Genomic DNA, 15,548 nt, shown 5'->3' with positions numbered 1-15,548 from the left:
TTATACAAGTAAATTATGAAACTCAGTCTCTGCATAATTGCCAAAAACGAAGAGTCCACACTGGCTAAATGCATTAGAAGTGCCACAAGCATTGTTGATGAAGTTGTAGTATTAGATACAGGTTCTATAGATAAAACAGTAAGAATTGCTGAGGAATTAGGGGCAAAAGTTTATAGATATGAGTGGAATAATGATTTTAGTGCTGCACGTAATGAAGCATTAAGATATGTAACAGGTGATTGGGTATTAGTGTTAGACGCAGACGAGAGGTTGACACCGAAAATAAAATCGCATATTCAACAGACAATCTCCATGCAAGAATATATTATGGTAAACTTGCTCCGTCACGAAATAGGCGCCGCTCAATCACCATATTCAATGGTGTCAAGGTTATTCCGCAAGCATCCAGATATCAAATTTTCGCGTCCATATCATGCAATAATAGACGACAGCGTAATTGAGATATTACAAAAAGAGCCAGATTGGCAAATTGGACATTTGAGCGAAGTAGCAATATTACACGAAGGGTATACTTTATCAGCTATTAAGCAAGAAAACAAAGCAACAAAAGCACAAGCTGCAATGGAAGGGTTTATAGTACATCATCCCAATGACCCTTACGTATGTAGTAAGCTTGGGGGTTTATATATTGAAAATGGAAAACTCGAAGAAGGAATAGAATTATTGCAGCGTGGAATAGCATCGAAACAAGCCAATATAGACTTGATGTATGAATTGCACTACCATTTAGGTATTGGATATACCCGTGTTGGAGACATAAGAAAAGCAGTATCGCATTATCAAGCAGCCATTAAACAAGTCGTGATTCCGATATTAAAATTAGGCGCCTATAATAACTTAGGAAGCTTACTTAAAAGCTTAGGAGACTTACAAAGCGCTAAAAGTGCCTATGAGATGACAACTCGTATCGACCCAAATTTTGCTATCGGACACTACAACTTAGGAATGACGCTAAAAGCAATGGGTAAATTTACAGAAGCAATATCATCATACCAGCGCGCGGTTCAATTAGACCCAAAATACGCATCGGCATATCAAAATTTGGGTGTCGTATGGTTAAAAGTGGGAAATCAAAAAGCCAGTTTAGCAGCATTTAACAAAGCAATTTCCCTCCACGAACAAGATAACCCCATCGAAGCAGCGAGACTCCGACAAGGTTTACAAGAAATGGGATTAATTTAAAATTGTCATTCTGAATATAAAATTGTCATTCTGAGCGCAGCGAAGAATCTCTCAAAAACTTGAATGTTATTAGATGCTTCACTACGTTCAGCATGACAATTAGATTTTTGACCTGACGAACTTTTCTAATCTGTCCATTCCTTTTTCAATTGTTGCCATATCAGTAGCGTAAGATAAACGTACTGTATCATCGGCGCCAAATGCGATACCAGGAATAACAGCTACTTGATGTTGTTCAAGAAGTTTGTTACAAAAATCTAAGGATTTTAACCCGGTTTTTTTGATATCGGGTAATAAATAAAAGGCGCCATCGGGTTTGGGACAATTTAATCCTGGGATAGCATTGAGACGGTCGTACATGACTTCGCGTCGTTTTGCAAAAGCGAGACGCATTTCTTCAATACAATTTTGATCACCATCTAATGCTGCAATGGCGCCATATTGAGCGAAGGTACAAACGTTCGATGTGCTGTGGCTTTGAATGGTAATTGTAGCTTTGATTAAATCGTCGGGGCCAGCGAGATAACCAATACGCCAACCGGTCATTGAGTAACCCTTAGCAAAACCGTTACTAATAATGGTGCGCGCAAAAATTTCTGCTCCTAATGAACCGATGCTGACATGTTTGGCGCCGTCGTAGAGAATTTTTTCGTAAATTTCATCGGAGACAACTAAAATGTCTTTTTCGACGATGACATCAGCAATTGCTTTAATTTCTTCAGGAGTATATACCATCCCGGTAGGGTTGGATGGTGAATTGAGGATGAATAATTTAGTATTAGGGGTTATCGATGCGCGTAGCTGTTGGGGTGTTATTTTATAGTCGTTTGCAGCATCGGTATGTACAATAACTGATTTACCACCAGCTAAAGTGACCATTTCTGGATAACTTAACCAATATGGCGCCGGAATAATAACTTCATCACCTGGTTCAATCAAAGCAAGTATCAAGTTATATAGCGAATGCTTACCACCATTGGTAACGATGATGTTTTCGGGTTTAAAATCAAGATTATTTTCAAAGCTCAACTTACGAGCGATAGCATCACGCAAACCTGGCTCACCCGACGCGGCGCCATATTTAGTTTTACCATCTTCTAACGCTTTAACAGCTGCGGCTTTAATATGTGCTGGAGTATCAAAGTCCGGTTCGCCAGCGCTAAAACTACAAACGTCAATTCCTTCTGCCTTCATCGCCTTAGCTTTCGCTGCGATAGCCAAGGTAATCGAAGGCGTTACCTGACTAACTCTTTGTGCCAGTTTCATCGTTACTTTTTCTATTTGGCATATTTCCAATCATCTCCAGCATATCTCTTTTTCTCGCATCTACTAATCTGAAAACATTTGTACAGCATATACGCGCCCCGAAGGAGTAACTGCAATGCCATAGCCAAATTTTTTATATTCAGGAGTTAGAAGGTTTTCACGGTGTCCGTTGCTGTACATCCAACCACGCTGTAGTTCTTCTGCAACACCATAGGTTAAACCAAAACTGTTGCTTGTGGGTTGATAAGCGATATTTTCACCAACTCCGTTGTACTCACTACCACCAGCAGCAATAAAACGGTCGCGTGGAGTTTTTCCTTCGGGTGACTTGTGGTCAAAGTATCGACGCTGTGCCATATCTTCGGCGTGACGTTGTGCAGCATCATTTAATATTGGGTCGATAACTACTGAACCTAATGTATTAAGATTGCGGTCACGGTTGACTAATTCCAGAGCAAATTGTCGCACTTCGGGTAGCTTACGCAGTTCATCAGCATTCAAAATATTTGCTTTCGCTTCGCCTATTTTCCAATTGGTGCCACCTTTACCATTATATAAACGCCCACCGAACAAACCAAATGGCGACCACTCCGTCCAAAAATAGTTCGGGTCAACCGGATGTCCACGCAGCGCTTGAGCAGTAAAATACGTTGCTGGGCCTGCAAATATGATTATTGCCAGAAAAAGTATATATCTCCACCAGGTACCAGTTTTATTATCAGTAGTCATTTGAGATTCCCCGTTTATGCACAAAAAACCCGGAATATAGTAATTACACAACGAAAATCGCTGAAATTACGCAAAATTAACAATTAAATCAGTAACCTGCCACATCAGGCTACACTTACTTACTATTCCTGGTGGGGTAAAACTTATGCATTTTGCAAAATATTCGTCTGTCTGTAGCTTACATTTAACGCTACTGACAAGGACGTGATATTAAAAGGCGCCTATCCATAGTATTATTTATTAAAATTATTCAAATAAAAATTGGTGGCTAGTTTCTTTTCGTTTTATTTGATGATATTCATGTTCAGTGACGAAGAAACCGGGTTTCTGGGATTTTAAGGCAACCAAAAGTCGGGCAAAATAGATTTGCTGAACTGGCGCCAATTGCGATTAAGTTGTCTAAAGGTTTGGATATGCGCTTCATCTTGTTCGATAGGTAGTACATTTGCATATGTACCTTCACCTAGTTGTGAAATTACTAAGTTAGCTGCTTCTAAACCTGTTACGTATGCTTTTTCTTGTGACCATGAACCATGACGGGTAATTATCCAGTCACCACTCATAAATACGTTGGAAAAACTTGTAGTGGCTGGTAGCATGTGTCGATAACTACCTGGTGCAAAGTGTGACACGGCTTGTGGTAATCGTATTACGCTGCTATCAATTACTTTGGCGCCAGCAAATGCAGGTACACATGATTGTAAATACTGCTGCACGATTGGGATAATTTCTTTGTCCTGGAGGGGTATAAATTGATTAGCGTGATAAAAATCTACCTCTACAACGGTTCCTGGTCCGTCGCGGTATTCGTCATGTAAAGCGTTTAAATCAAAGAATGTCCATCCGGTTGTTTCGTCAAAACCAAAGCAAGCGTTAGAAGGAAGGGGTATATTAATTTTTCTATCAAACCATAAACGCACGGCAAGTACATCAACGGCGCCTAAGTTTGTCAAATTTCTAAATTCGCTACGACTTTGCAGAGTGGGACTATTTGCTACTATTTTTTTCATTCCCGTAATGCCAACTGAAAAAATTACAGCATCAGCATCGAATACCTCGTCACCACAAACAATACCTGTTGCTTTGTTATTTTCTGTAATTACATCAGTAACGCGACGATTTGCTAAGACTTTGGCGCCTAATTTTTCGATATGTTCTACCCAAGGACGGAAGATTTTTTCCCCTACAGTACCACGACACCAAACAACATCAAAATCAGGTTGATGAGCAAGAATAAAATAATATAGCATTCCCAATGTTGCAGCCGCAGAACATTGCTCACCTGGGGCAAATAATCCTACCAATAACATTGGTTCAAATGATTCGCGGTAAAGGCGCCCAGAAACACCAAATTGTTTAAATAACTCGCGCGCTGTCACTGAGTCGTAACGGCGCCAAGCTTCATCGGAGTTATCAAAGTCAACGACAGCATACAATAAAGGTAAAGCGCTAATGCGGTCAATTAATGGTAAACGTTTAAATTGGGTGTAAACAAATGTACCCAATGGGGTTGGTAGTCTGGGTAAATCTTGAAAAATTGGAGATTCAACCTCTAAACCGTTAGGAGAATACTGCGATGAACGTGTCCAATGAGTAAAAGGGTTTATTTCTAATTCGTTGGTGAGGGAGAATATATTGCGGTAAGGATACCAAAATCCGTGAATACCTGCTTCTACTGAACGTCCACCTGGAGTTTTCCAACCTGCTACTAACCCACCTGGATAGGCGCCTGCTTCTAACAGCGTCACATCATACCCTTGTTTGGCAAGATGATACGTGGCGCCTAACCCTGCCCAACCGGCGCCGACAACGACTACTTTTTTATGATGTGACGCAATTGACATAGTAGCTTTTGATTGTTCACGGTTCATCTATATTACATTACCACTGCTCGGTCTTTATGCATTAAAGGACGTAAACCGTTTAAACCTGCGGCAATTGCTGAACCGTTATGAACTGTGGTGGCAACTAAAGGATGTATACCAACTGTAGCGGCAAGTCCTAATGCAGCTAAATTAGGAATTACAGCTAAACCTATGTTTTGGTTGATTACTTGTTTTGTTTCTTGGGCAATGGCGATAGCTTCGAGTAGATTTTCTAAGTTGTTTTCCATTAGCACTACATCAGCAGTTTCACGCGCGACTTGAGAAGCGTTACCGAAAGATATTGATACATCTGCATATGCTAGTGCGGCAGAGTCGTTTATTCCGTCTCCCGTAAATGCTACTGTTTTTCCTTGCGAGTGTAGGTTACGAATAATTTCGGCTTTTTGTTCGGGGAACGCTTCCGCGTACACGTTTTGTAACGGTATCCCTAGGTTTGAGGCTACGGCAATTGCTCGATGTTTATTGTCTCCTGTAAGCAGGTGAACTGACATACCGTATTTATCTTGTAGTTTACGAATTACTTCTGAACTTTCTAAGCGTAATGGGTCGGTGTATACAATTGCTCCTTGGAATTCTCCGTTTACTGCTACATACATTCGTGAATCATATATAGAGCTTGAATTCACAGAAACATTAATATCATTACGTTCCATCCACCGTGCGCTTCCAACTAAAACATGTGTATGTTCTATGAATGCTTCAACTCCCAAACCAATTTCGTAGTTCCATTTACCACGCGGTAATATTCGCACGTCTTGTTGCGTCGCGTAACGCATTATAGCTTGAGCGACTGGATGTGTTAATCGCTGTTCTGCTGCTGCTGCTAGTTCTAATAATCTTTGAGGTGATATTCCGTTTGGTACTGTTTCTATTCCAATAACTTCAATATTACCTTGTGTTAGTGTTCCTGTTTTGTCAAAGACTAACGTATCTACTTGTGCTAATTTTTCTAATGCCCGACCGCTACGAATTAGTACACCATGTCGAGTTGCGTGTTTGAGAGCAGCTAAATAACATGTTGGTAAGGATACACGAATGCCCGTCATAAAATCGAGCGTTAAAATTGAGGCTGCACGTACTGGGTTACGGGTAGCAGCAAATACTATGCCCGCAAGTATTAATGCTGGAACAATCGTTTTATCAGCTATTTGGGCGGCATGATTTACCATGCGTGTATCATATACAGGCGCCTGTTGTATCAATCGAATACTGGCGCCTGCACGAGTATCACTTCCCACTCGTTCAGCATTAATCGAGATTGTACCTTCACGTACTAAAGTAGAAGCATATACATATTCGCCCACTGAACGTACAACAGGCATTGATTCACCTGTAAGTTTTTGTTGGTCAATTAATGCCTCACCAGACAATATTTTTCCATCAACAGGTATCTGTTCACCTGGGTAAACAACTACTTTATCTCCCGGTTGAACGGAAGTAGCAAGTACGCGCAATTTTTCGCCATTAACTTCTACCCAAGCAAAACTACCCAATGACTCTAATAAGTCAGATGTACCTTCATCTGAAACTTTAGCAGTCCGTTCACGAATTGTATCTCCAACTTCGTGTAACGTCATTAGTAAAGCTGGCGCCAGTAAGTTACCTTGAAATGAAGTCAAAACGATTGCCAAAAAATCTAAACAATCTATATTTAATTTACGTTGATGTGTAATACTTGCCATCGCGCGTTTGAAAACAGGCAATGCAGCAACTGCTACCGTTGAGGCAACCAAAGCTGTTGGAATTGGAAATGCTAACTTTAACAGTGCCATCAATGTCGCAAAAGCAGGAACTTTAAATCCATCCTCACCATGATGGTGATGGTGGTGTTCTATTGCGAGAGAGCAAGTTGCATCTTGAATCAGTTGCGGTAGTGAGGGTATTAGATTATTTTGTGTTGGTCGGTAATGAATAGCTATTGAACCTGCATTACGATTAATCCGAACTTTGGTTACATGAGTTTCGTTATTCAGCAAATTTTCCAAACGCAAAGCATAACTTTGGTCTAAAGCAAGTAGTGGAACACGAAATCGAATTCGTCCTGGAATTGCATGGACTATTTGATAGTTTACTTTGAAAGTTGTGTTTGGTATGTGCGGCACAACTTTTTGTTTTGCCCCTGATGTGATGGTGTACATAATCGTCACTAGCCTTACGCGCGAGATATGGAGAGTAAATAAAATTTAAATTTAAATTTCTCAGATATGAGTTGAGTTCCTTAGATAACATTAGCAATAATCTTTTAGTGTTTGCAATAGCTTGTAAAGGCGTAATGATAATAGGCTCAAATGTTTGTCAGATAAGGATTGTTTGTTTTTTAGCAAATGCAAAATTGCTTCAATAAGTGATTATTACCTAAATTTTAATAGATTTTATCTTTGTGTAATTTTAGTGTTGTTTTGAAGATAGTTAATGCAATAGTTTGTCATAATAATCCCCCTAACTTCCCTAACCCCCCTTGTTAAGAGGGGTTGGGAGGATCAATTCGTTTATTGCAAGTAAATACTAATATTTGAAATGCGGAATGTAGGTTATTAGTTTTACATCATTACTAAATTTGATTGACAATATAAAAATATATAAAGTTAATTAGTTGATTTTTGAGAATGAATCAAGCTAGAAGGGATTTTTGGGTGTATGACACGATAAATAATAACTTTTGTCATCAAACTTTTTTTGTGTGGCGCTTGGGTGTTAAGAACTGAAGTCCTTACAACGAGTCCTTACAACGAGTCCTTACAACGAGTCCTTATAACGAGTCCTTATAACGGGGAATTTCTATATGTTTCGGGAAAAATACTTATAAAATAAAGGGGAATGTCTTTATATACCCGCAAATCTAACAATTGCGGTTTACTATAGATTGCGCGTATAACCGAAAACATATAATACTCAAGAGCAATTACTTTTATGAGTCAAGCGATGAGCGTAAAACCCAACCTGAATGAGTATCAGCTTCGGGATGGTGTTTACTTGCCTAAAGATTATGAAAATTTAAATAGTACCGGACACAAGCAATTGTGGGATGAAATCGGTAAGACGTACTATGGTTCGCAAAAAATCGAACAAGCTGAAGCTGGCGCCGCTATCAAAAAAGATTATAAGCTTTTAACTGGGACGCCTTCGGGTGTTTGGAGCAAGTTTCCTAAAAATAAGACTGTTGACAGTATATTAGAGATTGGCTGCGGTTATGGACGCATTCCTTTATTTCTCTCATTAGATAAAAATCTTAACTGTCAAAAATATTACGGTCTAGATATATCTGAACCTTTATTACGGCGCCTACTCAAGTGTAAGCAAGAGTATAATTTCTTTCCAGGTGCCGAATTTAACGTGATTTGTAACTCAGCCGAAATTCTACCGTTAGAAGATAACTCAATAGATTTACTAATTTCCAACTGTGTATTCATGCACATCCCCGAAGCGCAACTGCGGAAACTGATGGCAGAAATGGCGCGCGTACTCAAACCAGGTGGAACATTTATATTCAACCACTCATTCCACAATAAAGTTTGTCCTTCCCACATCATCCACAACTGGATACGTCGATTAAACCCAGCAGGTAAAAACGAAATTTATTTGAGACAATTTACCGCAGCCGAAATAGACGAAATGCTAATAGAAGCGGGAATGAAAGCCAAATGTCCCCAATACAGCGTAGAACCAACAAACGAATATTCCATCGTACCAGAAACCATCAAAGGCATAAAAATACCATTTGCCCAATCCATCAACCGCAGCATCAAACCCGTAGAATCAATGCGCGAACCAATGGCATACGGATACAGCGCGTATACGACAAACCTGTAGGGGCGGGTTAACCCACAACCTCCATACAAACCAACAACATTGTAAACCCGCCCCATCACCAAAAAGCGGGTTTACCACAATTTATGTAATATAGGTACAGGCAGGGATGCCTGTTCCACAAGACAGCAATGTATGCACAATCAATCTAAAGCATCTGTATTATCCCAGCAAAAACAACAAGCAGCATCACAAGACACATTACCAGAGCAACTCCGCAAATCTTTTACCCTGTACTGCGTCATATGATATTGCCTGGAGTTCTTTATCCAAGAACACATGAGGAACTTGCCAGTCAATAAGTGCAGCAGTTTTGGGAAAGAAAAACTCCATTGCTTGCTGAAAGTATTTTTCTAAGATAGTTTTCCACGGACTATCGTAGTCTGCACACTGTGTGTCATCAGTCATAAATCAATACGTAGTTCTGATGTTCTTGAGTTTAGAACATTTAGTTCGTTTTAGGACGATGTTTATATTTTGATTTATAAATAATTTGAAGTATTATTAAATACGTGGTTCTTGAGTATTATTTCGCTTCGTTCATACCCGCATGGAATTGAAAATACCCATATAAATAGCCCAATTCTATTAAAATGAAAAATAAGAATATTTATCATTGTTACATCCAAAATACCTCCGGGGCGGGTTATATAACAATATCGTTATAAAACGAAAATTTTTGTAAACCCGCACCTAAAACATGAGTATCAACAAACAATCGTCCAAATAACATATATATTAAGTAATGAGCGCAGGCGCCAATCAACAAAAAGGCAAGCAAGAACTGGTACACACAGAAAATTAATAATTTCCAATATCCGAAAACGGATAAAAGTGTTATAATCAGCTTATAACTAAAAATCAAACTATGTTTTTAATACACATTGTATAGACAAAAATATATACAAATTTGTGATTTCTTGCGTAGATTATAAATAGACAAAAAATAACATCTACGTTCTATAGTAAATGTTATCTTTTAGGGTCTAATTCCATTACACGGTCACGCCATTGCCTAAGAGACGAGTTTTCTTCTCTCAGGCTGTTAACTCCCCCATAACTAACTGCTCCAGTTTTGCAAGCCTTTGTTTCATTTCAGCCATTTCATCTGATGATTGACTAGGCGCCAGTCCCAAGTACTCCTTCATAAAGTCAACTATCAAATGAGTGGCAGTTGTGCCGTTCTCCTTGGCTTTCGCAATAAATGCTTTCTTGAGTTCTGCGTCTACGCGCAAGTTTAACTGATCTTCTCTATAAGCCATGTTCTCTCAAATATATAAACACGTCTATACAATAGCTCATTAAAACGTTCGTATACATTATAGCTCGACGTTGACTATAAATTGTCTTGGCACATGTATAGTCAAATGACTATACTAAATATAGACCAGGAAAAACTCTTATTCCATCTGCCTTATGGAAAATGCGTGTGAGTGTCTTATTTATAGGGTCAAAGTGTCGTGTTTTTTGTAGGCTGGGCAAGGCGCCGACGCTATAAACCTATTAAATTATAGAAACAGGAGGTAAGTACCATGAATGAACGAGAACCAGATAGATTAGACCGGATTGAGGCGACCTTAGAGCTTGTGTCTCAACAAATGTCTGAAATGTCTCAAAAAATGTCTCAACAGTCTCAACAATTAGACAATCAAGTTGCTTTAAATGCCGATTTGCGTCTTAGAGATGCCGAACTGAGGGAAAGAACTGAGGCATTAACGGATGCAGTAAACTCCCTGTTTGACTCGATTACAATTATTGCTAACTCGGTTACAAGTGTTGCTAACTCGGTTAGAAACACAACTAGTTCGGTTAGAACCCTAGCTAACATAGTAGCTTCCCAGCAACAATCTATAGAAGCGAACCAAGCGGAACATGCGTTATTTAGGCAAACCATGCTCGCTTTACAAACTGAAAACCGCCATATTCTGCAACGCTTGGAAGGGCTAAGTAACCAGTAAACAAAACCACGATTACGAGAAGCGTGTAATCGTGGTTATGACTATTAAGCATTTTACTTTTGCTGGCGCCTATAAGTGGTCAAAGGACAAACTACGATTGGATTAACATCCGATGGGATAGTTTGTACAATCAGATTTATTTGTTTATTTAAAGTATTTGAAAATGGTATATATTTATAAAATAATAATATACAAAATGGATAAGATTTCTCTACGGCAGTTACAAGAACAAGACCCATTAACAACTTGCCAAACCCATATTAAAGATTCATGAGTATGTTTTAGTAAACTATCAAGATAAGACCTAGAACTTTCATTACTTATTTTTTCCATTTTATACCTAGTTAGCTATTTCTATGTTGATTGAAATGCACAATTACTTACCTTTCGCACTCATGAAACTGTTACTGAAGATTTTTGCAGAATAATTAAATTGGCGCTTATATTAACTAGTATAATTTTTCATTATTAATTACGTAGTAGTTTGTGCTACATGCTGGAAATTAAGTATTTAATATCACTTTTGATATAAGAATAACCATTAAATAAATACAGTAAAAACATCTCCTGTAAATGCTTACAGGTTATATAGACAAATATTTGCAAGAGAATAAAGTCAAAAATATAACTTGTAATACTTATGAAATAAAAGTACAAGTATTAGTGGCAAAACTAACAAATTACGCACGTTTAAATGTAGAGAGAGGTAGTATCGACCCGCGCAGCTACCAATTTTGGAAACATGCTGTTATGTAGAGGCACCCTTGCCAAAATACTCCTTGCTGTATTATGATTTGTAGCATATAATCAAAAAAGCTGCTCACGCAGAGGCGATATCATAGCTCTACGAGGAGTTCAAAGTCATGAGTTTAGTACGCGGGCATAAAAATTAAATAGAGAGTACGTGAAGAAAAGGAAGATTGTGAGGCACAATGCCCGTCCACAAATGAGAATTACATCCCCTCTCTATATAGCTATTACCCCAATTTAATAGCACCCTCTTGTGGGGTGGGCATCCTTGCCCGCCCTGAGAATATATAGAAACAGGCAGGGATGCCTGTTCCACAAGATTGTCAACAATGCGCGAAAATTAAAAAATTAAGGTCAAGTTGTTATGATTAAGAGAACCCGTGTCCGTAACATCGGTATTTCTGCACATATTGATTCTGGTAAAACAACAATTAGCGAGCGAATTTTGTATTACACGGGTAGAATTCACGCGATCGAAGAAGTACGTGGTGGTGGAAAAGGCGCCACTATGGATTACATGCCAGAAGAAAAATTACACGGTATCACAATTACATCTGCTGCAACTACTTGTACGTGGCACGATACCCAAATTAATCTGATAGATACACCTGGACACGTTGATTTTACTATTGAAGTTGAGCGTGCGCTGCGTGTATTAGATGGTGCGGTGATGGTGTTATGTGCGGTTGCCTCTGTGCAGTCGCAGTCAATAACGGTAGATAGGCAAATGAAGCGCTATCGTGTACCGAGAATTGCGTTTATTAACAAGATGGATAGAACGGGCGCCAATCCGTTTACAGTAGTGCAAGCGATACGCGATAAATTACAACTGAATCCGTTACTCGTTCAATATCCAATTGGTAAAGAAAACGAATTCCAGGGAGTTATTGACCTTGTAGAAATGATTGCAAATTTTTATGAAGGTGAAGCTGGTGAAAACTGGGTGAAAACAGAAATTCCTGAATCGCTTATGCACGAAGCGTTAGAAGCGCGTGAGAAAATGCTTGATGCATTGTCGCTGTTTTCTGAACCAATGACTGAAAAGCTTTTAGCTGGTGAAGAAGTTGAAAACGAATTGATTTGGGAGACTATTGGTAATGCTACAAAGAATCTGGAATTAGTTCCTGTACTACTTGGTTCTGCGTTTAAGAATAAAGGTGTGCAAAACTTGCTTGATGCTGTCGCACGTTATCTTCCGTCTCCTGTTGAGCGTGAGGTAGTAAAGACATCTGACAACATTAGTCTGTATGCTGAAGTTGAGGCGCCTTTAGTGGCGTTAGCATTTAAGCTGACACTAGAATCATTTGGGCAATTAACTTACACACGTATTTATTCTGGCACATTAAAACCTGGTGATATAGTATACAACGCTCGTACAAAACAGCGGGTGCAAATTGGTAGATTGCTACGAATGCACGCTAACAAACGTGAGGAAGTAAAGATTGCTGTAGCTGGGGATATTGTTGCACTTTTAGGAGTTGAGTGTGCAAGTGGTGATACTTTCTATACCGGGGAGACACTTATTTCTTTAGAAGCAATGTTCGTTCCAGAACCTGTAATATCGCTTTCGGTAGTACCCAAGAAACAAGAAGACAGCGATAAATTATCTAAAGCGCTCAACCGTTTCCAAAAAGAAGACCCGACTTTCCGCGTCAGTGTTGATGCAGAAACAGGTGAGACTTTAATATCAGGAATGGGTGAACTGCACTTAGAAATTTATATTGAGCGTATTAAGCGCGAGTATAATGCTGAAATGTATGTTGGTAAACCTGCCGTTGCTTATCGCGAAACGATTGGTAAAAAAGCTACCTTTGACTATCGATTAAAGAAACAATCAGGAGGGCCAGGTCAATATGCTCACGTTACTGGTTGGATTGAACCGTGCGATGAACCATTTGTATTTATTAATCGTGTAGTTGGTGGCGCCATTCCTAGTACATTTATTACAGCTTGTGAAAAAGGTTTTATCGAAGCTATGCAAGCTGGAAAAATAGATGGTTATCCTGTAGTTGGCGCCAAAATAGTGCTTAATGGTGGTTCATATCACCAAGTAGACTCAAACGAGTTTGCATTCCGAATGGCAGCAAAACAAGCGTTTGAAACAGCATTCACCCAAGCAGACCCTCACTTACTCGAACCTATCATGCACGTTGAGGTAGAAACACCCAACGAATATGTAGGAAGAGTACAAGGTGACTTGTCATCACGAAGAGGTTTGCTATTAGGGTCACAAACAATGCAGGGGTACTCAGTCATTCAAGCAGAAGTTCCACTCTTCAAAATGTTTGGCTACTCAACCGCACTTAGGTCAATCACCTCTGGTATGGCAACCTTCACAATGGAATTTGCCAGCTACCAAAGTAAAGTATAGATTGTGGCACAGGCATCCTGCCTGTGCAGCAATAATTTTAAGTAAAAAATATGAACAACAACCGTCTACCAAACATTCATCCTCGTGTCAACGCAAACGCCCTATGCTTGGGACGGGCAAGGATGCCCATTCCACAAGATGAAGTAACATATATATTGTTTATATATTGTTGCAGCAGGGTATAATTGTGTCTACGCTCAAAGAAGGTAAGGAAAGACGCTACTATTTAGACTGGCTAAGAATTTTAGCAACTTTACTACTGATTCCTTACCATAGCGCGCTTATTTTTAAACCTCATGTTATATATTCTTATTATCTTGAGAATAATACTACTCATCCCAGCTTTGAGTTTTTTATCAGATTTGTTAATCAGTGGTTTATGCCACTATTCTTTTTTATTGCAGGCGCCGCAGCAAAGTATTCTTTAGATAGTAGAAGTAAGCAAGAATATTGTTTTGAACGGTTAAAGCGATTATTGATTCCGTTTATCTTCGGTATTTTTGTATTACTTCCACCCATTGGTTATTTTACATTCCTTAATCACCATCAGAATGTCAAGATATCATTTTTGCAGTACTACCCACTTTTTTTCAAGATTGATTATAAACATATTAATGGTTTTACAGGTACATTTACACCTGGACACTTATGGTTTATTCTGTATCTGATTGGCTTTTCTTTGATTCTTCTACCTTTCTCTGGCTATTTAAAGACAAGCAACGGTCAGAATTTGATAAAAGCCATAACATCTTTATCACATCAATCGAAATTCATAATCTTTTTATATATAATCCCATTGACTTTAGCAAGAATTACTTGCTTAGTATATTACAATCCTCTTTACTATTTTCTATTTTTCATACTCGGCTATTTATTTATATTTAATCCGCAGGTTGAAATCATAATTGAGAAAAATAATACATTTGCATTAATTTGGGTTTTGACATTAACAATATTTTTATCATTTTTGGATATTAGCGAGTTTCACTTAGTTTATAAATTTACTTTTCTAAATGTGTTAATTCAACTAATTTTGAGCTTAAATAGTTTTTGTTGGCTAATTGTTTTATTAAATTTCGCTAAACAATACCTAAATTGGAGTAATCCATTTGTTGTTTATTTCAATCAAGCGTCTTATCCGGTTTATATAGTTCATATGAATTTTATTATCCCTATTGGTTTTTACGCGGTTCAATGGGATATAAATATAATATTTAAGTTTATGCTTGTTACTTTAGCTTCATTCTTGAGCATTTTGATTTTTTATGAATCAATCAAACGTTTTAATTTAATACGCTTCTTATTTGGGATGAAGTTTAAAATTTAATTCATCAATTTTTAACTAACGCTATTGAATTTATTAACCAAAGATTAAACTTTATAAACCTGGTTTTTTCGTTGATATCATGTAATACAAACAACGATTTGTCTGCGACAATGAATGCATAGAAGCCAGGTTTCATTCCGCGTAATTTGGCAAGTTGCAGCAGATGGAATTAAACCGGAAAATCAAAGATTGCCATAATCAATATAATGTTATAATGTAATTTCATACAAGCTTTATAAATATTTTGCATA

Annotated in this window: 11 protein-coding genes and 1 pseudogene; 6 read left to right on the top strand and 6 right to left on the bottom strand. The window is 38.3% G+C overall.

Features of this window, described 5'->3' with window-relative positions; genetic code table 11:
- The first annotated feature begins 15 nt into the window (after positions 1 to 15).
- Complete coding sequence (locus tag DSM106972_RS34490; RefSeq protein ID WP_127084931.1) at positions 16 to 1,203, top strand: tetratricopeptide repeat protein; 1,188 nt, start codon at positions 16 to 18, stop codon at positions 1,201 to 1,203.
- Between the two features lie 99 nt (positions 1,204 to 1,302).
- Here the strand turns inward: DSM106972_RS34490 and DSM106972_RS34485 are convergent, their stop codons facing one another.
- From DSM106972_RS34485 to DSM106972_RS34470, 4 genes are all read right to left on the bottom strand, one after another.
- The gene (locus DSM106972_RS34485; protein WP_127084930.1) at positions 1,303 to 2,469 is read right to left on the bottom strand and encodes a pyridoxal phosphate-dependent aminotransferase; all 1,167 of its coding nucleotides are present in this window, start codon (positions 2,467 to 2,469) and stop codon (positions 1,303 to 1,305) included.
- A 63-nt stretch (positions 2,470 to 2,532) separates the two neighbouring features.
- A complete protein-coding gene (locus tag DSM106972_RS34480; protein WP_127084929.1) occupies positions 2,533 to 3,198 on the bottom strand; it encodes a CAP domain-containing protein in 666 nt (221 codons plus the stop codon).
- A gap of 335 nt (positions 3,199 to 3,533) precedes the next feature.
- Positions 3,534 to 5,042, bottom strand: coding sequence for a hydroxysqualene dehydroxylase (locus DSM106972_RS34475; protein ID WP_127085070.1), 1,509 nt, complete (start codon positions 5,040 to 5,042; stop codon positions 3,534 to 3,536).
- A 32-nt stretch (positions 5,043 to 5,074) separates the two neighbouring features.
- Positions 5,075 to 7,222, bottom strand: coding sequence for a heavy metal translocating P-type ATPase (locus tag DSM106972_RS34470; protein ID WP_127084928.1), 2,148 nt, complete (start codon positions 7,220 to 7,222; stop codon positions 5,075 to 5,077).
- Positions 7,223 to 7,994: 772 nt separating this feature from the next.
- Here DSM106972_RS34470 and DSM106972_RS34465 point away from each other — a divergent pair.
- The gene (locus DSM106972_RS34465) at positions 7,995 to 8,894 is read left to right on the top strand and encodes a class I SAM-dependent methyltransferase (protein WP_127084927.1); all 900 of its coding nucleotides are present in this window, start codon (positions 7,995 to 7,997) and stop codon (positions 8,892 to 8,894) included.
- A 204-nt stretch (positions 8,895 to 9,098) separates the two neighbouring features.
- Here DSM106972_RS34465 and DSM106972_RS34460 read toward each other — a convergent pair.
- Both DSM106972_RS34460 and DSM106972_RS34455 read right to left on the bottom strand, forming a co-directional pair.
- A pseudogene (locus DSM106972_RS34460) lies at positions 9,099 to 9,299 on the bottom strand (hypothetical protein); the annotation flags it as partial.
- 629 nt (positions 9,300 to 9,928) lie between these two features.
- A complete protein-coding gene (locus DSM106972_RS34455) occupies positions 9,929 to 10,153 on the bottom strand; it encodes a hypothetical protein (protein ID WP_127084926.1) in 225 nt (74 codons plus the stop codon).
- A gap of 270 nt (positions 10,154 to 10,423) precedes the next feature.
- Here DSM106972_RS34455 and DSM106972_RS34450 point away from each other — a divergent pair, with 270 nt between their 5' ends.
- The 4 genes from DSM106972_RS34450 (at position 10,424) to DSM106972_RS34435 (ending at position 15,297) form a co-directional block, all read left to right on the top strand.
- Entirely contained in the window at positions 10,424 to 10,849 is a 426-nt protein-coding gene (locus DSM106972_RS34450) for a hypothetical protein (protein WP_127084925.1), read from the top strand.
- A gap of 573 nt (positions 10,850 to 11,422) precedes the next feature.
- The gene (locus tag DSM106972_RS34445; RefSeq protein WP_127084924.1) at positions 11,423 to 11,605 is read left to right on the top strand and encodes a hypothetical protein; all 183 of its coding nucleotides are present in this window, start codon (positions 11,423 to 11,425) and stop codon (positions 11,603 to 11,605) included.
- A gap of 358 nt (positions 11,606 to 11,963) precedes the next feature.
- Entirely contained in the window at positions 11,964 to 13,970 is a 2,007-nt protein-coding gene (gene fusA, locus DSM106972_RS34440; RefSeq protein WP_127084923.1) for an elongation factor G, read from the top strand.
- Between the two features lie 187 nt (positions 13,971 to 14,157).
- Positions 14,158 to 15,297 (top strand): acyltransferase family protein, encoded by a 1,140-nt coding sequence (locus DSM106972_RS34435; protein ID WP_158632929.1) that lies wholly within the window; start codon positions 14,158 to 14,160, stop codon positions 15,295 to 15,297.
- Positions 15,298 to 15,548 lie beyond the last annotated feature (251 nt).

It is taken from the genome of Dulcicalothrix desertica PCC 7102 (genome assembly GCF_003991905.1).
In the GTDB taxonomy this organism is placed as follows: domain Bacteria; phylum Cyanobacteriota; class Cyanobacteriia; order Cyanobacteriales; family Nostocaceae; genus Dulcicalothrix; species Dulcicalothrix desertica.
The sequence above is the reverse complement of the archived record's forward strand: the minus strand, read 5'-3'. Positions and strand labels throughout refer to the sequence as shown.